The organism is Bradyrhizobium sp. USDA 4504, assembly GCF_054063995.1.
On sequence record NZ_JBSSGV010000001.1, the window covers coordinates 8,943,146 to 8,962,565 of the forward strand.

Annotated in this window: 10 protein-coding genes and 5 pseudogenes; 13 read left to right on the forward strand and 2 right to left on the reverse strand. The window is 61.1% G+C overall.

What is annotated here, in order from left to right:
* The first annotated feature begins 378 nt into the window (after positions 1 to 378).
* From ACVMB1_RS41920 to ACVMB1_RS41930, 3 genes and pseudogenes are all read left to right on the forward strand, one after another.
* Positions 379 to 633, forward strand: coding sequence for a hypothetical protein (locus tag ACVMB1_RS41920; RefSeq protein WP_253588016.1), 255 nt, complete (start codon positions 379 to 381; stop codon positions 631 to 633).
* A gap of 51 nt (positions 634 to 684) precedes the next feature.
* Positions 685 to 1,674: a reverse transcriptase domain-containing protein gene (locus tag ACVMB1_RS41925; RefSeq protein ID WP_309145042.1), complete on the forward strand. Its 990-nt coding sequence runs from the start codon at positions 685 to 687 to the stop codon at positions 1,672 to 1,674.
* Positions 1,675 to 1,835: 161 nt separating this feature from the next.
* Positions 1,836 to 2,297, forward strand: a pseudogene (locus ACVMB1_RS41930) (transposase); the annotation flags it as partial.
* Positions 2,298 to 2,582: 285 nt separating this feature from the next.
* Here ACVMB1_RS41930 and ACVMB1_RS41935 read toward each other — a convergent pair.
* Complete coding sequence (locus ACVMB1_RS41935; protein ID WP_141343507.1) at positions 2,583 to 3,524, reverse strand: IS630 family transposase; 942 nt, start codon at positions 3,522 to 3,524, stop codon at positions 2,583 to 2,585.
* A 236-nt stretch (positions 3,525 to 3,760) separates the two neighbouring features.
* Between ACVMB1_RS41935 and ACVMB1_RS41940 the strand changes: the two are divergent.
* From ACVMB1_RS41940 to ACVMB1_RS41955, 4 genes and pseudogenes are all read left to right on the forward strand, one after another.
* Positions 3,761 to 4,551, forward strand: a pseudogene (locus ACVMB1_RS41940) (IS5 family transposase); the annotation flags it as partial.
* 25 nt (positions 4,552 to 4,576) lie between these two features.
* On the forward strand, positions 4,577 to 5,095 hold the full coding sequence (locus tag ACVMB1_RS41945; RefSeq protein WP_456849822.1) for a hypothetical protein: 519 nt from the start codon (positions 4,577 to 4,579) through the stop codon (positions 5,093 to 5,095).
* A gap of 97 nt (positions 5,096 to 5,192) precedes the next feature.
* A complete protein-coding gene (locus ACVMB1_RS41950; RefSeq protein WP_253588013.1) occupies positions 5,193 to 5,339 on the forward strand; it encodes a hypothetical protein in 147 nt (48 codons plus the stop codon).
* Positions 5,336 to 5,506, forward strand: a complete 171-nt coding sequence (locus ACVMB1_RS41955; RefSeq protein ID WP_253588012.1) for a hypothetical protein — start codon at positions 5,336 to 5,338, stop codon at positions 5,504 to 5,506. The genes ACVMB1_RS41950 and ACVMB1_RS41955 overlap by 4 nt, the downstream gene beginning before the upstream one ends.
* Positions 5,507 to 5,933: 427 nt before the next feature.
* On the opposite strand, the pseudogene ACVMB1_RS41960 reads toward ACVMB1_RS41955, so the two are convergent.
* Positions 5,934 to 6,263 (reverse strand): annotated as a pseudogene (locus tag ACVMB1_RS41960) (transposase); the annotation flags it as partial.
* 943 nt (positions 6,264 to 7,206) lie between these two features.
* Here ACVMB1_RS41960 and ACVMB1_RS41965 point away from each other — a divergent pair.
* From ACVMB1_RS41965 to istA, 6 genes and pseudogenes are all read left to right on the forward strand, one after another.
* The gene (locus ACVMB1_RS41965; RefSeq protein ID WP_141713704.1) at positions 7,207 to 7,773 is read left to right on the forward strand and encodes a hypothetical protein; all 567 of its coding nucleotides are present in this window, start codon (positions 7,207 to 7,209) and stop codon (positions 7,771 to 7,773) included.
* On the forward strand, positions 7,752 to 8,870 hold the full coding sequence (locus tag ACVMB1_RS41970) for a hypothetical protein (RefSeq protein ID WP_456849824.1): 1,119 nt from the start codon (positions 7,752 to 7,754) through the stop codon (positions 8,868 to 8,870). The genes ACVMB1_RS41965 and ACVMB1_RS41970 overlap by 22 nt, the downstream gene beginning before the upstream one ends.
* A complete protein-coding gene (locus ACVMB1_RS41975; RefSeq protein WP_456849826.1) occupies positions 8,836 to 14,730 on the forward strand; it encodes a shikimate kinase in 5,895 nt (1,964 codons plus the stop codon). The genes ACVMB1_RS41970 and ACVMB1_RS41975 overlap by 35 nt, the downstream gene beginning before the upstream one ends.
* Positions 14,731 to 15,315: 585 nt before the next feature.
* Positions 15,316 to 16,184: pseudogene (locus ACVMB1_RS41980) on the forward strand (site-specific integrase).
* Positions 16,185 to 17,381: an IS91 family transposase gene (locus tag ACVMB1_RS41985; RefSeq protein WP_253603944.1), complete on the forward strand. Its 1,197-nt coding sequence runs from the start codon at positions 16,185 to 16,187 to the stop codon at positions 17,379 to 17,381.
* A gap of 475 nt (positions 17,382 to 17,856) precedes the next feature.
* Positions 17,857 to 19,396, forward strand: a pseudogene (gene istA, locus ACVMB1_RS41990) (IS21 family transposase).
* Positions 19,397 to 19,420: the final 24 nt, after the last annotated feature.

Sequence of the window (19,420 nt, forward strand, 5' to 3'; positions counted from 1 at the left end):
AGATCCACGAGTCACCGGGCTGTAACAACAGTGAACGCGTTGTGGCCTCGAAAGTGAGTAAATCCGAGGGCCGAGCTCGCAACCGTAGGGCGAAGGCAGCATGAACAGCCGAACACTGACCGATACGGCTGTTTATCTCGGCGGGGTGGAAGCGACGGCACGGTGACAAGGACATGCTGAGCAACTGGAGAAACCCTCCTCGTCCCGGCGAGAAATCGACGGAGCAAGGTAGGCCGTATAACCGGCGACACCGGGAAATCGGCCGAAGGCGAGAGGGTGGCGGCTGGGTTCGGAGTAGCGAGGAAGCGGAGTAATGTCCGTGGAGCAAAGGGGCCCTGCCATTTGTGACGTCTCCAACGTAAGGAAGGCAAGGACGAGATGACAAAGGCGTCCATCGATTTGCAGGACCTGAGGCGGAGGCTATACGTCAAGGCGAAGGCTGAACCGTCCTGGCGTTTCTGGGGTCTATACGTCCACGTGTGCAAGATGGAGACTCTGCGCGCGGCGTATGAGATGGCGAAAGAAAACGACGGCGCACCGGGAATAGACGAGGTGACGTTCGAAGCCATCGAGGCGCGAGATGTGGAGTCGCTGCTTGCAGCTAAGGGACGAACTGACCGGGCGTACCTATAAGCCACTCCCCGCGCGACGGCAGGAAATACCGAAAGATGGGGTAAAGTCCGCATCCTCTCGATTCCTGCAATCCGCGACAGAGTGGTGCAAGGTGCGCTCAAGCTCATACTCGAACCTGTCTTCGAGGCGGATTTCCAACCGGGGTCGTTTGGATATCGTCCCAAGCGGGCAGCACATGATGCGATCAAGCGAGTGGCTGAAGCAGTAGTCCAACGGAAGACGCGAGTTCTCGACTTTGATCTGAAAGCTTACTTCGACAATGTCCGGCACGATCGGCTGTTAGAGAAGGTGGCGCAACGGATCGATGACGCGGATATCATGCATCTCCTGAAGATTATGCTGAAGGCCTCTGGCAAGAAGGGCGTTCCGCAGGGCGGTGTGATCTCGCCGTTGCTCAGTAATCTCTATCTCAATGAGGTAGATAAGATGCTGGAAAGAGCAAGGGAAGTCACACGCAGTGGCAAGTACACCTACGTCGAATATGCGAGATTCGCTGACGATCTGGTGGTCTTGATTGATGCCTACAAGCGACATGACTGGCTAATTGGAGCGGTAACTAAGCGGTTACGGGAAGAGTTCGCCAAGCTGCGGGTTGAGATCAATGATGAAAAGAGCCGCGTTGTCGACTTGGAACGAGGTGAGAGCTTCGGCTTTCTGGGGTTCGACTTCCGCTATCTCCGCAGTCTACGCGGAGCAATGCGGCCGCATTACACGCCCAAGCTCAAAAAGTGGACGGCGCTGCTGCGGGCGGTCAAGGAGGTGTTCCGCCGACACCGGTCGCAACCGATTGGGAGGGTGATAAGCCTGATCAATCCAATGCTCCGGGGGTGGGTGAACTACTTCGCAGTTGGGCACTCCAGTGAGTGCTTCGGCTACATCAAAGATTGGGTAGAGAAGAAGGTCAGGCGCCATCTGGCGCACGCCCGGAAACTACAGGGCTTCGGCTGGGACCAGTGGAGTAGGCCGTGGTTGCACGACACTCTGAGGCTGTTCAACAGCTATCGGGTGCGGCGCGACGGAACGAAAGCAATCCCAGCATGATAGGTCCCATAAGCCTTGGAGCGAAGCAAATGGGGGCGCGCAGTGCGGGAAATCCGCATGCTGCGTGCGACGTGGAGGGGGCTGGAAACGTGGCACGGTCGAGAGACCTGTTGGCGCGCCAGTCCTCGACCCTACCGGGGAGGAGAAGCGCGCTCGCGCTTCTTACTTCACTCCCGATGGCGCGCGGCTTCCTCTATCTCGCGGTGGCGCTCGACTGGTTCAGCCGCCGGGTGCTGTCGTGGCGCGTCTCGATCACGATGGAACCCGCATTCTGCGTCGAGACGCTGGAGGACGCTCTCGCTCGCCACGGCAAGCCGGACATCTTCAACACCGACCAGGGCTCGCAGTTCACGGGCGCCGCGTTCACCGGCGTGCTCGCCAGTCATCGCATCGCCATGGACGGCCGGGGCGCATGGCGCGACAACGTGTTCGTCGAGCGGCTATGGCGCAGCATCAAATACGAAGAGGTCTATCTGCGCGCCTACGATACCGTGTCCGACGCCGGCGCCTCGATCGGCCGATACCTCGTCTTTTACAATGGCCGGCGTCCCCACTCGAGCCTTGACGGCGGCACCCCGGATCAAGCTTACTTCAACCCGCTGCCGTTCCGCGCGGCAGCCTAACTCTGGCACAAGCTCCACTTATCGACGCGGAATTGCTGTTCAGACAACCGCAGCCAGCTCACTGCACGACCAGGCTGCTTTTCTGAGAGCTCTTGCCGACTCGAAAACCCCGTCTGAGCTACTGAAGTGCCACCTGGATTTTGCGGAGCAATCTTGGTCGAAATCGTTCAGCGAAGGCTCAAAGATATTGGATCGTTTGAAACACGTCCATCGGCCTGCGGTAAGTTAGTCGTCCGTGAAGATCGGCTAAGCAATTGAGCTAGAGCATTTTTCACATGATGTGGATCATCTGGTGTATCCAGCATGCCTAAAGTAGTTGGCACACATCTGCGGCGCAAACGACTTGACGAGTTTGCCGATGAGTTTGAGCAGGGCTTGGACCGTGCGGGTGGCGCCTTTGCGCAGCGCAGCTTTCAACCGGGAGAAGGCCTGTTCGATTGGATTGAGGTCGGGCGAGTAGGCCGGCAGATAACGCACGCGGGCGCCGACAGCCTCGATCGCCTCGCGGACACCGGCGATCTTGTGAGTGCGCAAGTTGTCCATGAAGACGATGTCGCCCTTGCGCAAGGTCGGCGCCAGGACTTGCTCGACATAAGCCAGGAACGAGGGCCCATCCATTGCACCGTCGATGACATAGGGCGCCGTGAGGCCATCGATGCGCAGCGCGGCGACAAGCGTCAGCGTCTTCCAGTGACCATGGGGCACGCCAGAGACGAGGCGCTCACCGCGAGGAGAGCGCCCATAGTGCCGGACCATCTTCGTCGTGACCGCAGTCTCGTCGATAAAGATGAGGCGCGGTGCACGCAGCTTGGGCTGCTCGGCTTTCAGCGCGGCACGCTCGGCAGCGACGTCAGGTCGATCCTGCTCGGCGGCGTGCAGTGTTTTTTTGAAGGTGATGCTGTGACGGTCGAAGAAACGCCAGATCGAACCGATGCCGGCCTTTTGCTTTCTCTGAGAGCGCAGACGCGCGCGGATCTCCTCGAGCGTCAGGTCCGGCTCCGCGGCGATCAGCTCGATCAGCCACTGCTTGTGCTGCTCCAACGGCGAGCGGCTGTGCCCGGTGCCGGGCTTGGCCTCAACGTTTCCGGTCTTCCTCCAACGATCCATCCATCGGATCGTAGTCGAAGCGCCGAGATTGAGAATGCGCGCAGCCTCACGTGCGCTTTCGCCGGACTCAACAAGCTCAACCGCACGCACCCTGAGGTCCTTGGAGTATCCCTTCGCCATCGCATGCCCCGCATGTTGTCGCGGGCAACACCGAATCTAATTTGCGTGCCCGTGGGAATCCCCTTTGACTGTTCCGATTCACCTCAACTGGAAACCGCTCTAGAATCGCATTTGTCGTTGCGGACTGTTTTGCGATTGCAGGATTTTGAAGCTTCGGGCATCGGAACCTTGCAATTTCATTTTCAGGATTCCGTCGAATCGCCAGTCATGATTCCGTCGGCGCATCGGAGGTGGCGATGCGACCGAAGAAGCACAGGACGACGGGATCGGGCGATCTGTTCCGGGCCAGGCTGGACCAAATCATCAATATGAAGCACGAGCTGGTTCAACTCGCCGGCAAGGTCGATAGGGACTGGATCGACGGCGAGATCGCGCCGCTCTATAGCGAGAACGGTCGGCCGGGCATCGCGACCCGCTTCATGATCGGGCTGCTGTTGCTCAAGCACATTTACGGCCTGTCCGATGAGGGGCTGTGCGAGCGCTGGGTCCACGACCCGTATTTCCAGTACTTCACCGGCGAAGAGTTCTTTCAGCAGCGTTCCCGCACGAGCGCTCGGACCTGAGCCACTGGCGCAAGCGGCTCGGCGACAAGCTGGAACTGTTGCTGGCCGAGAGTTTGCGGGTGGCGCACGAGACCGGCGCGTTACGCAGCCAAGACCTCAAGCGGGTCACGGTCGATACCACCGTGCAGCCGAAGGCCATCACCTTCCCGACCGATGCCAAGCTGCTGCACGCGGCGATCAAGGGGCTCAACCGCCTGGCGAGGAAGCACGGGGTCAAGCTGCGACAATCCTATCTTCGCATTGCCAAGACCGCGGCAATGATGGCTTCCCGCTACGCCCATGCCAAGCAATTCAAGCGGCATCAGCGGCAGTTGCGCATCCTGCGTAGCCGACTGGGCCGGATCATCCGCGACATCCGCCGCAAGATCGAAGGGCAGGAAGCGCTCGAGAACGCGTTCGCACTGCCGCTCAGCCGGGCCACGCAGATCCGTTCGCAGCAGCAGCGCCAGCGGTCTTGGCCTCTGTGTCGGCCTTGGCGTATGGTTCATTTTGCCGGGTGGGCTGGCCGGTAAGAGCGATGGTGTTCGTACGAGCGACAATCCGCTTATCGACAAGGTCAAATCAACCTGGCGAGCGCAGGATGGTGAGAGAGCGGAGCAAATCTTTTCCAAGGTCTCGAAGGTAGCACACTTCATCCCCCGGGGATGGGAGGTTGGTCAAAAGACCCACTCGGGCGAGCGAGTTATCTTTTCGTGGGCTAAACATCGGGCCCATCAAGCAAAGGAAGAGTACACGGTCACGTGGGAGGTGGCGCCCGATGGCGCAACGAAAATTGTGGCACCTTATGCAAAGCCGATGGAACTAGGCTGGCAGGCGTTCGCGCTCTCGCTCATTGCGGACGAAGTCACAAACGACGAAAGTGGCGTGAACCGTCGCTTTCTGCATAATCCCGCCAACTTCAACTTCGTAACCACCGCGCAGGGCAAATTGGGCGATCTCCTGCGGCGTGGCCGCTGCACTATCGGCGAGCCGATTGGAGTGCATTACTCGCCGACAATAAATAGATGAGCAGCAAGCCACGAAGGGCGGGCTGTGGCGGGTCGAACTTTCGGTCGACTGCAATGTTCCCGGACCTAGTTCTTTTACCCGTGACGGAGTCATCATTTTGGAGAAGCGCGAAGGGCAAGATTGGGAGGCACAATCGTTCTTTGCAACGCTTATCGCCACGTATGCACCCGGCTCTTGGTTTGAGCTTGCCGACCCGAAAGATCAGGAAGCGTTCAAGGCGGGCAAGAAAGTGTTGTCAAAATGACGTTCGCTGTCGATGCCTCGAGCGTCGACGATGATAAAGCCGCATGGCTGTTCAAAGTGTCCGCGCTTCGTGGTGCACGTCGCGATCTCGGTAACCGAGCGCAAGTGGAGTTTGTCGGACGGTTGGGCGAGGCAAGATTGCAGACCAACACGATGGCCGCGCCTTGACGTTCCGGCCTGTTGTGACCAATACCTCAATTGATCAGCCGCTAACGTTTGTGTACAGCGGAGCATTGACGAGTATTGGGCCATAGTAGGACGCATCGATTATCCAGTCACGCTAGGCGATCGTCTCGCCGAACCGCGATCACTCCGTCTCCGCAACCCCGACCCGGCTCCGAGGGAGCAATCGCCACCAGCGTGCCACGGGAGAGAAAGAATGGCAGCTTGAAAACAGCCCGCAGCTAAAGGGCCGATTGACATCCATCCATCTTTTCGACCTTTCGCCATCACTGACGCGGACGTTGGTCGATGAGGGCTCACTTGCTCGGCCGCCTAGTGCGATCGCTCAACAGCCTCAACACATCCGCGCGATACAGATCGGAGGGGCTTGAATCGGACCTCGCGTCAAGTTGTACCTATTGTACTATGTTCTGCTTTCCCGGCCGATCGCCTCGCGCGCCAACATCAGGAGTGCGTGGTTGATCGATTGCCACAATCCGCTGTCGCGCCATTGGTAGAAATAGTACTGCACCGTGGTCATTGGTGGGAACAGAGTGGGCGGCAGCATGCGCCACGGCAACCCGCCGCGCAACAGATAGAGCACCGCCTCGACGATGTCACGATAGCTCCATTTCGGGCGCCGCCCGCGCTTGGCCCGCACAGGAAGCAACCTCTCCAGCACGCCCCATTCCGCATCCGTCCAGCCGCTTGGCAAACGCAGCTCCTCTCGGGCAAACTGTGCCCGGGTGATATCAGTCCACATTCTCGATCCCTTTGATGCTTCGCAACACCAATGGAATCAGAACTCGCTGATATCACTCAACTTATTTTTCGGTCGGACACTAAGGGTCATCCAATTGACGAAATCATGCGCTCAGCCGTTGCTAATCCGGCGCCCATTCAGCCAGCTCTGTCAGCCAAGACGAGGACAAGTGGTCGAGCCGGCACGTGGCTATCGCGCTCGTGAGGGCAGCCTGCACAGTTTCTGCTACATTGGAGAAGGATTATGAGGCGCATTGACGAGCGCGGCACATCGCCCATTTCGGAATTTGGTGCCGATGAAGGTCAAGGCGCTGACGGTTCTAGCGCTAGATCGGCTTGTGCCCCCGGCGAAGAGGGCCGATCATTCAGTTCCGTTGTGGAGCAGACGCGCTCTGAGCCTCAGGATTCAGATGCTTCATACTCGCGCAGCGCGCAGCGCGCCAGCGGTGCAGGCCGATTTGCCGCTCCTCCCGCCAGCGCACATCGACTCTTTGGGGCTGCGCTGCATGGCGTAATCGGTGGGAGCCGTCGTCGTTTCGGCTCCTTGCCGGGATCCGGCTCGTCGCGATCTGATAAGGAAGTGCGTCGCGACGATCCAGAGGCGGAAGGCTCGCTAGGACGCTCTCTCCCATCGCACGGCGGAGACGGACCAGAAGTGGGACACGTCCACGATGTGCCCACGCAGAGTGTCCTAGGCCCAGGCCCGCAGCGACCTTATGGAATTTACAGTGGGAGACCAGGTCGAAACGCGGGCGCCTCGCATCCGCGTGGCGAAGAGTTCTGGCGCGACGATAGAGAGGCTCAAAGCTCGCACGTGGGTAGACGCCCGCCGGATACGCCGTCCGTGTCTGAGCGAGGTAGCAGACCAGGAAGATGGCGCGTCGCCGACGCGCCTGCGCAGCCAATCGAGCGTGAAGGTGCGGAACGAAGCGATCGTACCTATAATGGCGCAGCAAATCAGGAAACACGCCTGGCGCACTCTGATGGCAATCAGTGGCGTGCCGACCGAACGGCTGAGCGCTCGCAGAGAGGTGGGCTCCCGCCAGATACACCATCCGCCTCCGAGCGGGGTGACAGGCCAGGAAGCTCGCGCATCGGCGGTGTCGCTGCGCAGCCAATTCAGCCTGGAAGCTCGGAGCGAGCCCATCGAACTTATCGTGGCGCAGCCAATCTGGAAGTTGCCCCGTCGTCTTCGGATGGCGACCGTCGGCGCGCCGATCGCGCCGGCGGGCTGGCGCCGCATGGCCAATCCATCTCTGACCGAAGTGGCGGACCAGGAAGGCAGCGCATTGACGATGTCGCCGCGCAGAGGGTCCAAGGTGCGAGCTCCGAACGACCGTATGGATCCTATCTTGACGGAGTACCTGGGGGAGCAAGCTGGCGTTCAAGCGGCGACCACTGGCGAGGCGATCAAGCCGCTACCAGCTCGCAGACAGATGCGCTCTCTCGACATAGGCAATCCGTGCCTGACCTGGGTGCTGGACCAAAAATGCAGCGTATCGAAGATATAGGCGCCGAGAGCGTCCGGGCTGCAAGCTTGGCGCGTCCTTATAGACGTGCGGATGAACTTAATGCAGCTCTGAGGGACCTTGATCACGTTCGCGACATCCGTGCGTTCTCAACTGCAGTGGTGCAGCATGACAAGAGGCTGCGAAAGGCGGACCGGGAGGACCATGAAAGGTTTCTGGAAAAGGCCGCCGTTGATTTCAAGACTGAATTCGTTTCGCGCCTGGAGGAAAACATCCGCGCCGGGCGATCATGGGGGTACGCCACAACATGCAACGTGGTGAGCCGAGAAGCCGGTGGTCGTGCAGGTGTGGAAGCTTGCAGGGCCTTGGCAGCTCGGCTGTCGCAGCTGGAAGATGCGTTAATAACGAAAGTCGACCCTAATGCGCTTTCGCTCTTCGCATTATCGTTTGGTCGGAACCTCCGGGCGGCGGAATGCCGCAATGGGGTGATCAGAATCGCCCAGTTTTGTCTCGACCAAGAAGGCCGACTACTTCAGAAGCTGAACAGTCAAAATCTGTCACTGCTGCTGAACGGCATCAGCAAGTTGCCGGATCAGGAGGATATCCGCAAAGCCGTCCTCGCAATCGCCCGCGAGGTCTGTGACGGCGTCCGCCAGCTCGCTCGTTTTCATGAGCAGGACCTGGCGAACCTGGTGAACGGTTTCAGCAAGTGGCCGGGCCAGGACGATGCCGGCCGGGCCGTCCTCGCAATCGCCCGTGAGGTCTGTGACGACGGTCGCCAGCTCGCTCGTTTTAATGAGCAGGACCTGGCGAACCTGGTGAACGGTTTCAGCAAGTGGCCGGGCCAGGACGATGCCGGCCGGGCCGTCCTCGCAATCGCCCGTGAGGTCTGTGACGACGGCCGCCGGCTCGCTCGTTTTCATGAGCAGGAGCTGGCGAACCTGGTGAACGGTTTGAGCAAGTGGCCGGGCCAGGACGATGCCGGCCGGGCCGTCCTCGCAATCGCCCGTGAGGTCTGTGACGACGGCCGCCAGCTCGCTCGTTTTCATGAGCAGCAGCTGGCGAACCTGGTGAACGGTTTCAGCAAGTGGCCGGGCCAGGACGATGCCGGCCGGGCCGTCCTCGCAATCGCCCGGTGAGGTCTGTGACGACGGCCGCCAGCTCGCTCGTTTTAATGAGCAGCAGCTGGCGAACCTGGTGAACGGTTTCAGCAAGTGGCCGGGCCAGGACGATGCCGGCCTGGCCGTCCTCGCAGTCGCCCGTGAGGTCTGTGACGACGGTCGCCAGCTCGCTCGTTTTCATGAGCAGCAGCTGGCGAACCTGGTGAACGGTTTCAGCAAGTGGCCGGGCCAGGACGATGCCGGCCGGGCCGTCCTCGCAATCGCCCGTGAGGTCTGTGACGACGGTCGCCAGCTCGCTCGTTTTAATGAGCAGGAGCTGGCGTACCTGGTGAACGGTTTCAGCAAGTGGCCGGGCCAGGACGATGCCGGCCGGGCCGTCCTCGCAATCGCCCGTGAGGTCTGTGACGACGGCCGCCAGCTCGCTCGTTTTAATGAGCAGGAGCTGGCGAACCTGGTGAACGGTTTCAGCAAGTGGCCGGGCCAGGACGATGCCGGCCGGGCCGTCCTCGCAATCGCCCGTGAGGTCTGTGACGACGGTCGCCAGCTCGCTCGTTTTAATGAGCAGGACCTGGCGAACCTGGTGAACGGTTTCAGCAAGTGGCCGGGCCAGGACGATGCCGGCCGGGCCGTCCTCGCAATCGCCCGTGAGGTCTGTGACGACGGCCGCCGGCTCGCTCGTTTTAATGAGCAGGAGCTGGCGAACCTGGTGAACGGTTTCAGCAAGTGGCCGGGCCAGGACGATGCCGGCCGGGCCGTCCTCGCAATCGCCCGTGAGGTCTGTGACGACGGTCGCCGGCTCGCTCGTTTTCATGAGCAGCAGCTGGCGAACCTGGTGAACGGTTTCAGCAAGTGGCCGGGCCAGGACGATGCCGGCCGGGCCGTCCTCGCAATCGCCCGTGAGGTCTGTGACGACGGCCGCCAGCTCGCTCGTTTTCATGAGCAGCAGCTGGCGAACCTGGTGAACGGTTTCAGCAAGTGGCCGGGCCAGGACGATGCCGGCCGGGCCGTCCTCGCAATCGCCCGTGAGGTCTGTGACGACGGCCGCCAGCTCGCTCGTTTTCATGAGCAGCAGCTGGCGAACCTGGTGAACGGTTTCAGCAAGTGGCCGGGCCAGGACGATGCCGGCCGGGCCGTCCTCGCAATCGCCCGTGAGGTCTGTGACGACGGCCGCCGGCTCGCTCGTTTTAATGAGCAGGAGCTGGCGAACCTGGTGAACGGTTTCAGCAAGTGGCCGGAAGACGAGGACATTTGCCATTCCGCAGCCGTGATCGCGGGTGAGGTCGGTCGCCGCGCGCTCTCCGATTTCACGCCGCAGCAGATGGCATATCTGATGAATGGCTTCAGCAAGTGGCCGGACGACCCGGCGTGTCACCGGGCGGTAGTGGACATCGCGCGCGGACTAGGCCGGGGCGGTCAACGCTTCGGTGCCTTCACGACGCCCGAGTTCAACATGATCGCCAATGCCCTGGGGCGAGGTATCACGAGAGGGGAAGACGCGGGAGAGATCATAGAGACCGCTCTGCTGAAGGATCGCTTGCATCAGCTGGCCCATCACCTGCACTATGACAATGATCGGCTGGAGCAAGGCGACGTTCTGACTATCGCCACCATTTTCAAGGCCTTGGCGAAGGCTCGACTATTCGAAGATCTTGGCTCGCTCGCCTCGACCGGGTTGGATCGGCTCAACGAATTGCATCGTGCCCCTGGTTTTGCCGCTGAGAATAACCTCGAAACCATGGGCAATCTCTGTGCCGCGCTGGTGCCGCTGGCGCGCAGCCCGCACCTGCGCTGGCACCGCAGAGTGGCTCTCCACTTGCTGAACGATCTCCAGCCGGTCGTGGAGCAAAAGATCGAGGCGCACTTCAATACAAGCGCGGCAGAGCGCATCCGTGGGCCGCGCGCGAGTCGCAATCCTGCCCTCTCGATCTATCAGATGCTCAAGGCTCGTGCAGTCCTGGCGAACATGTTCAAGCGACCGGTTATCGAGGGCAAGAAGGCCGATTTGCGGAAGAGGCAGCAAGAGCTGCGGCACGGTACCAAAGAGATCCTGGCCGGCACGCGCGACCTCATCCAGGGCGATCTTTCCAACATGAGCTGGAACCTGATCGCACAGATCGAGGCGGAGAGCCCGGTCGATGCGCTCGACACATTCGTCGAGCAAAACGCGGCAACGATCCGGGACAAATATCCTGCGTCCACATTCGATGTCCACGAGGTATTGCGAGCCATGGATCACGAGCCGAGGCCCCCACAGGGCGAAGCGGGTCTGATGCGGTTGCCGGTGGTGGACATGCAAGGACGGCCACTGGCCACAGAGTCCGAGACACGATACTCGGTTTTTCATCGGCTGACCTCAGGCGCGATCGAGGTGGTCGCCGTCCAGCTGCCGGCAAAGCCGAGCGCCCTCATGCTGGCGCGCACGCTCACCTACAAGGGGGTGCCGTACCGCATGGACCTGTTCGGCGGCAGCAAGTTGAAAGCACCAAGACCGACCGTGCTCGAAATCGCCGCCCATGCTCCAGGCGGACCGGCAGCACCGTCTTCGGGGGGAAAGCTGCTCGCCATTCCCTATGCCGAAACCGCGCCGGGGACGTCATTCGAGAAGCTGTTGCGGGCCTGGGCCCCGTTCAAGGAAGCCTATTGGTACACTCAGCGCAGGGGGTTTGCGGCGCCACCCGCAATCAAGGATCTGGGCCCTCACGATTACGCGCTGGAGGGCGCCTTCAAGCTGTTGCTGACGCCAGACCGCCCTACCAACGAGGAGCATCCGTTCAAATTGACTGGACCGGAAGGCCCGATTGCTTTGCGACCGCATGATGGCTGTGGCTTTATCAAGGCCTCGCTCGCCGAACGTATGCTCGCTATTCGCCGGGCCGGCCCCCAGGAAGGCCCCGATCGAATGCCGGCCTATGGTGAGGGAAGGAGATCGTCCGTTCCTGCCTCGGCGTTGCAACATTATCCGCGCAGTGAGCAGGTGGCCGACGAGGCTCGCGAAAAGGCCAAGAGCTGGCTGGACAGCAGAGGAGGGGAAAGCCTGATAGGCGAGCAGCTGTTTCGCATGGTGACGGCAGGCCACATCGATGCTCCCGGTGGCGTTGCCGTCCCGTCCAGTGATGATTACCTCCATGTGCCGAAGTGCAAGAGTGAGACGTTAACGGGAACGGGGGGCGTGCTGATCGGGCGATCTCCCTATGACAAGCCTAACCTGCGCCCACTCGCCGCCGAGCGAGTCAGGTCGGCAGCTGACGGGGATCCGACTGCGGCATTCCTCGATAGATGCGTGGCCATGCAATACAGTTTCAGTGTCGCCCAGAAGTCGCAGGAGGAGCTGGCGGCCCACGACCCGAGCTTCTTTGCCAAAGGCATTCTGATCGTGGTGCCGGATGGGATGTGGCCGGCCAACTACGCGGACCGCGGGCTGGTGATGTCGGCCGAAGACGTCAAGTGCCATTCGAGCTGGACCGAGCGCAAAGACCGTGCAAACGTAGACACGCCGGTCGACTGTGTGGGTATCCTGCAGGCGACCGAAGTGTTCGCTCCGGGGTCGTTGGTTGCAGTCCCGACCGGCGAGCAGAAAAAGCTCGACGGCGACTTCGACGGGGATACCGTCGTTATCATCGGCGATCGGCCGCAGCTGTATGAGCATGTTCGCCAGTTCGATGAGAAGGAACAAGCTCGCGGAGTTCGCTCGCTCAAGCCGCCGAAGTCGTATACCCCGGCGATCGAGGGCAACAATTACCAATTCAGTCGTGCCAGCCAGATCCTCGCGGCGACGCGGAACGCGTTGGAAATTTATAGCGGCCTGCAGCGGAGCTTTCTGGCGCAATCCCATCAAGCACGGCGTTGGTTTGCTGAGCGCGCGGTTTTTGGAACTTACGAGGGGTTTCATCACGAACTTCAGCGCGACATCCGTCAATTGCTGACCAAGGAGCAGGTGAGCGCCCAGGATGTCGAGCACATGCTCGATAGAGCGAGGCCCGAGATCAAGCTTGCAGACCATGCAGTCGCCCACGAAATTGCCGAGTTGCTCGTCAACGACCTCGAGGCGTGGGCAGCGAGCACAGCTGAGCAGATGCTGCCCGAAATATCCGAAAGCGTGAGCGACACTAAACTGACTGTGAGCCCAGCGCTTGCGGAGCTTTTCCCAAGCCTGGCGGAGACTTATCCGGCAGCCGCTCACCCACGCGACCGCATCCAGTCCTTGCTCGACCACTATCCTCCGCGCATCACTCCGCGGCCGGATGGCTACATTGCCGATGACCTCGTGCAAAGCGCGAGCAATCTTCTGAGCCTCGGGATCAAGGTCGGAACGGACGCCTTCAAGTCCGACACGAGTGTCCAGCTCTTCATGAAGAAAAGCGAATGGCTCCAGGGGCTCCTGCAGCAGACGCCAGGCCTGAAGTCCGTGCCCTATGTCAAGAGCATGGCGGCGACCCTCAACCACGGACGGTTCAATGTCGACACGACCCTGGAGGATCTGAAGGACAATCCCACATTGGCAGCTTCAATCATGGAGGCCTCTATTCATCTTGCTGCGGAGAAAGGGATTCTGCCTGGCTTTGGCCGACAGCCTGCCGAGGCTTCTGCCATCACGTTGACGCTAACTCGCGAGCAGGCTTCAGAGCGCGCCCAAATCGAGGTCGCGCGCGCCGCAGCCGAAGAGAAGGAGATCACTGTAGCAGCACGTCAGGTTGCCAAGGACCTTGAGCTGTTGGGCATCGATGTGAAGATGCCCCATCTCGACCGTCGGTTAAGATCGGAAAGCTCCCTCAGAGACCAACTCATGGAGGTGAATGATGCCCCCGAAGGCGCCTCACTGCTGATCAGCAGCGCCGTGCGCCATGTCTTCGAAGTGCCCGACAAGGATTTTGCACGTGCCTTCACGAAAGGCATTCTGGCGTTTGAGGAGCAAGGCTACGCCGAAATCAGCACAACCAACTGGTTCAGGATGAGCGCTCCGACGTTTGTCGGCATGAAGACTGTGCTCGCCACGCCGGATGGCTACCGATTCGAGGCGGAGTTCCATACGCCGGGCAGCTACAAGGCCAAAATTGCCAATCACGACACGTACAAGGAACTCCAGCGACGGCGCAGAGGCGATGCACCGGATCCCCGTAAGATGGAGCAGCTCACCCAGCGCGTGCGCGAGGTCTGCAAAGAAGTTGCGATACCGGAGGGTGTCAGAAACATTCCCCACTTTTCGATCGAAGGGGCGCGGACAGCTGGCGTCGGCGCAACCCTCGGGTTGCGATCTGCCCAACAGACCGCGACGCCCGAGCGATCACCGACTGCAAAGGAAGTTGTCGCTGCCCTCGACGGCCGGCCGATCGTGCTCGTCGGCATGCCCAGCTCCGGCAAATCCACTATCGGCCCACATCTTGCGCGAAGACTAGGGCTGCCTTTCATCGACACCGACAAAAAGATTGAGGCGATGACTCGCATGTCGATCACGGAGATTTTTGCGACCAAAGGGGAGCAGTACTTCAGAGACTTCGAGGCGAGTTTGATCGCGGAGTGTCTCGAGCGGGGACCCACGGTGCTCGCCACTGGTGGCGGCGCGTTCATGCGTGAGGAGACGCGGCACCGCGTCGCCAAGAAAGGGGTCTCGATCTGGCTCAATACCGACGCGGGTGAGATCAGGAAGCGCCTTGCTCGTGACATCACCCGCCCGCTGTTGCAGACCGAGGACCGGGAGGACAAGATCACGCAATTGATCCGCGATCGCGAACCGTTCTATCAACTTGCCGATCTCACCATCGTCCCGGGAAAGCGTAATAACAGGAGCGCGGATCAATGCTTGGTCGCGCTGCATGCCCATCTTTGCGGCGAGGCAAGCGCGGAGCGGATACCGTCCAATATCATGAGCGCGGCACCGTGATCTCGCCGCTCACCAGGTTGATTGTCGCAGCGATCGCACCTTTTAAATCCGCATGGCTTCGTGACCCTGATGAAACGGATTCATCAAGCGGCAAAAGGGATTCTAGTTCGGCCACCAACGCGGTCGCCAAGAAGGTCGTCGCTCGCGCCGAGCCAAGCAGGCCATTCTCGCCGCGGCAGAGGTGCTCCTGCTGAACGCGGGACAGGCTACCTGGGTCTCGTCAGCTTGTCGCAAAATCGACCTGTTAACATAAGAGGGGGGAAGTCCCGAGAGCCGTTCAGATGGCTCAATCGGAGCGCGGAATGAACCCTTTTAATGGTAACCGGCATGAGGGCCTCACCTCGCAGTGACGAAGCTTGTCTGCGATACCGGCTGGCAAGAGCTGATCGGTGGAGGTGGCGCGATGGCAAATGCCATGCTTGATGCCAGGTGCGTGTTCCAGCGGATCGTGATCACCGATTCCAGGCCATCGTGATCACCCATTGAACGAACCCGCTGCGCGGGAGGGCGAGGCCATTTATCTGAGAGGCATCTGTTTGAGAGGATTGGGCCGCAAGTCCGTTCCTCTTAATCCAGGAGTGCCTCATGGCCACGATGAGTTCGAGCCCGCTGCGCCGCCGCATGATCGAGGATATGACGCTGCGCAACTTATCACCGTCGACGCAGCAATCCTATGTGTACGCGGTTGCGAACTTTAGCCGACACTTCGGCCGATCACCTGACAAGCTCGGCCTTGAGCAGGTGCGCGCGTACCAACTGCACCTGATCGGGTTGAAGCGGTCGTGGACTCACATCAACCAAGTGACGTGCGCGTTGCGCTTTTTCTATGCGGTGACGCTCGGGCGCAAGGAGGCGATTGAGAACATTATTTCGGCCCGCGAGCCGATCAAGCACCGCTGGTGCTGAGTGCGGAGGAAGTCGCCCGTTTCCTGGAGGCTGTACCGGCCCTGCGCGACCGCGTTGCGCTGGTGACGGCCTACGCTGCCGGGCTACGGGTCGGCGAGGTCAGCCGCCTGAAGCCCAGCGCGATCGACAGCAAGCGCATGCTGATCCTGATCACCGCCGGCAAGGGCGGCAAGGATCGTTACGTGATGCTGTCGCCGCGGCTGCTCAGCATCCTGCGATCCTACTGGTGTCTGGCCAAACCGCGCCATTGGCTGTTTCCGGGGCGCAATCCGGACGATCCGGTGAGCGTCGCCACGCTGCAAGAGGCTTGCCGCAGAGCTCGGCAACATGCCGGCCTCGATAAGCGGGTGACGGCACATGTTCTGCGGCACAGCTTTGCTACTCACCTTTACGAGCGCGGGACTGATATCCGGCTCATCCAAGTCCTTCTTGGCCATGCGCGACTGTCATCGACGGAGCGCTACACGCAAGTCGCAACCAATCTGATCGCACGGGCCAGAAGTCCGCTCGACGATCTCGACGCGCGATTGAGATCTCGGCCCGAGTAGGTGCCCGGCGCACGTCCGGCGTTCGAGGTGGCGGACATCTTCCGCCAGCACGGCCACGCGTTCCGCGTCGCCCACGCCGGGCACCTCAGCCGATCCCAGCTGCGCGTGATGGGCGCCATCGAAGCGTGCCGGACTGCCGCGCTCGGTGGTCACGTCGAGTGCTGTGTCGACTGCCGGCACCAGCGGATCTCCTACAATAGCTGCCGCGACCGTCATTGCCCGAAGTGCCAGAGTACGGCAGCCCGCGAGTGGCTCAGCGCCCGCGCTGCCGACCTGTTGCCGGTCGAGTACTTCCATGTGGTGTTCACGCTGCCGGCGCCGGTGGCGGCGATCGCCTATCACAACAAGGCGACCGTCTACGCGATGCTGTTCGAGGCAGCGGCTGAGACTTTGAAGACGATTGCGGCCGACAAGCGGTACCTCGGCGCTGAGATCGGTGCGATCATGGTGCTGCACACCTGGGGCCAGACGCTGACCCATCACCCGCACGTCCACTGCATCGTGCCGGGCGGCGGGCTGTCGGCGCACGGCGATCGCTGGATCGCCTGCCGACCGGGCTTCTTTCTGCCGGTGCGCGTGCTGTCGCGTCTCTACCGCCGGCTGTTCCTGGAGAAGCTGAGGGCTGCTTATCGTGCCGACAAGCTGCGTTTCTTCGGCAATCTGAAGCACCTCAGCGATCATTCAGCGTTCGATACAGTCCTTACGTCGCTGCGCCGCATCAAATGGCTGGTCTACGCCAAGCGACCTTTCGCCGGCCCCAAGCAGGTTCTCGCCTATTTGGCTCGCTACACGCACCGCGTTGCCATCTCCAATCACCGGCTTCTCGCAGTCGATAATGACGGCGCCACCTTCTCTTGGCGCGACTATCGCGACGGAGCACGGATGAAGTCGATGACGCTCGCGGCCGACGAGTTCATACGCCGGTTCTTGTTGCACGTCCTGCCCGATGGTTTCCAGCGCATCCGCCACTATGGATTTCTCGCTAACGGGCATCGCCGTGCCAAGCTCATGCTGATCCGTCGCTTGCTTGCGGCAACGCCACCTTCGATTGCTGATCAGGCGCCCGAGCAGCAGCCTGCGTGCGCAGTCGCAGACACATCCGAACGACCGCCATGTCCCTGTTGCGGAAGCCGCATGGTCGTTATCGAGATCCTTCCCGGACCTCGTCGGGGTAATCGGACGCCGGACACCTCATGAACCCAATCGCGCACGATAGTTTTCGCCGATATCACTGCTACCACCGCTCTGGCCGACAGCGGGTCGGTGCTCGCCCAGCCATGCTGCAATTGCCGTTGCAAGCACGATTCCGCTCTTATTGCACACCGAGCCGGCCGAGCCGACTCGGCTGCGCACCAATCTGTCCATTTACCCATCCCCAACTGATCGCGGATCGCGCACGTCTGCGGCGCCCTCAATCCCCATAACCGCTTGACCTCCCGGCCCGCGGCTTCGTTCAACCCGGCTTGAGCTGCGTCGCGCTCGTGCCTGGGTCGCGCATCCTCAAGCGCGACCCAGCTCAACCCTAAAGATTCCAGAGCATCGTGATCACCATTTCCAGCCGATCGTGATCGCTATTTCCAGCGATCATGATCGGGGCAACCAGGAGGCGCATACCGCTGACAGTCTGTAACCCGGGTAGCTTGGTCTTTTGCCTAAACCGCAGAGGATCGAGATGCCGACCGAGAGACTGTCCATGCGCCACATTCGTGAAGTTCTACGCCTGCATTACAGCGTCGGCATGTCGCAACGCGCCATTGCCCGCAGCCTTGGCTTGGCCCCGGGCACGGTCAGCAAGTACCTCAACCGAACCCGCCGCGCCGGCCTGGCCTGGCCGTTGCCTCCGGAGCTGGATGACGATGTCCGGCTCGAGAACCGCCTGTATCCGCCACCATCCGATCGGCCCAGCGACGAGCGTCCGCAGCCGGATTGGGCACTCGTGCATCGCGAGCTGCGGCGCCCGAACGTTGCGCTGATGCTGTTGTGGGAGGAGTATTGCGACGCAAGTGCCGACAGCTTCAGCTATTCGTGGTTCTGCGAGCGTTACAAGGAATGGGCCGGCCGCCTCAAGCCGACCCTGCGCCAGGTCCATGTCGCTGGCGAGAAGCTGTTCGTCGACTATTCCGGACACACCATGGAGGTGGTTGACGGGCTCACCGGCGAGGTGCGCAGCACGCAGATCTTCGTCGCCGTGCTCGGCGCCTCGAACTACACCTACGCCGAGGCCAGCCTCAGCCAGAGCCTGCCGGACTGGATCGCCTCCCACGTTCGTGGCCTTTGCCTATTTCGGCGGCGTGGCGCGACAGACGGTGAGCGACAATCTCAAGGCTGGCATCATCAGGGCCTGCTTTCACGAGCCGATGGTCAACCGGACCTATGCCGATCTCGCCCGCCATTACCGCACCGCCATCGTTCCGGCGCGGCCATATCGGCCGCGCGACAGAGCCAAGGTCGAGGTCGGGGTCCAAATCGTCGGGCGATGGATTCTGGCGCGTCTGCGCAACCGCCGCTTCTTCTCGCTCGCCGCCCTTAACGAGACAATCCATAGCCTCCTTATCGAACTGAACCGTCGACCTCTCCGGAGCTGGGGGCGAAGTCGGCGCGAGCTGTTCGAGGAGCTTGATCGTCCGGCGCTTACTGCCTTGCCGGATGAACCGTACCAGTATGCCGAGTGGAAGCGCTGCCGGGTCAACCTCGATTATCACGTCGAGATCACCAAGCATTACTACAGCGTTCCTCACAACCTCGTGCATCGGGAGCTCGAGGTTCGCATCACCCAAAAAACCGTCGAGGTCTTCCTCCGTGGCAAGCGCGTGGCCTCGCATCTGCGCAGCACCTTGCCGCATCGCCCGACCACGATTTCCGAGCATATGCCGAGCTCGCATCGCCGCTATCGGGACTGGACCCATGAGCGCATTCGTTCGGAAGCCGCTAAGGTCGGTCCCGACGACGACACTCTCATTGATGTCATCCTGCGGTCGCGGCCGCATCCGGAACAGGGCTTCCGCTCAGCCATCGGCATTCTCGGACTGGTCAAGCGCTATGGCCAGGAGCGCGTCGACGCCGCCTGTGCCCGTGCCCTTCTGCTCAACGCCCGTTCGTACAAATCGGTCGCTGCCATCCGCAAGAACGGCACCGACAGAACCGCTCCGCCCGCCGAGGAGGCGCCCATCCTCTTCCACGCCAACATTCGTGGCCGCAGTTACTACAATTGATCAGGAGAGACCAGCATGCTCATT

Excerpts from the sequence above, each read along its gene's own strand:
- ACVMB1_RS41970 (WP_456849824.1), top strand. The coding sequence starts at position 7,752 with ATGCAGCGTATCGAAGATATAGGCGCCGAGAGCGTCCGGGCTGCAAGC.
- ACVMB1_RS41935 (WP_141343507.1), bottom strand. The coding sequence starts at position 3,524 with ATGGCGAAGGGATACTCCAAGGACCTCAGGGTGCGTGCGGTTGAGCTT.
- ACVMB1_RS41975 (WP_456849826.1), top strand. The coding sequence starts at position 8,836 with ATGCCGGCCGGGCCGTCCTCGCAATCGCCCGGTGAGGTCTGTGACGAC.
- ACVMB1_RS41965 (WP_141713704.1), top strand. The coding sequence starts at position 7,207 with ATGGCGCAGCAAATCAGGAAACACGCCTGGCGCACTCTGATGGCAATC.
- ACVMB1_RS41955 (WP_253588012.1), top strand. The coding sequence starts at position 5,336 with ATGACGTTCGCTGTCGATGCCTCGAGCGTCGACGATGATAAAGCCGCA.
- ACVMB1_RS41920 (WP_253588016.1), top strand. The coding sequence starts at position 379 with ATGACAAAGGCGTCCATCGATTTGCAGGACCTGAGGCGGAGGCTATAC.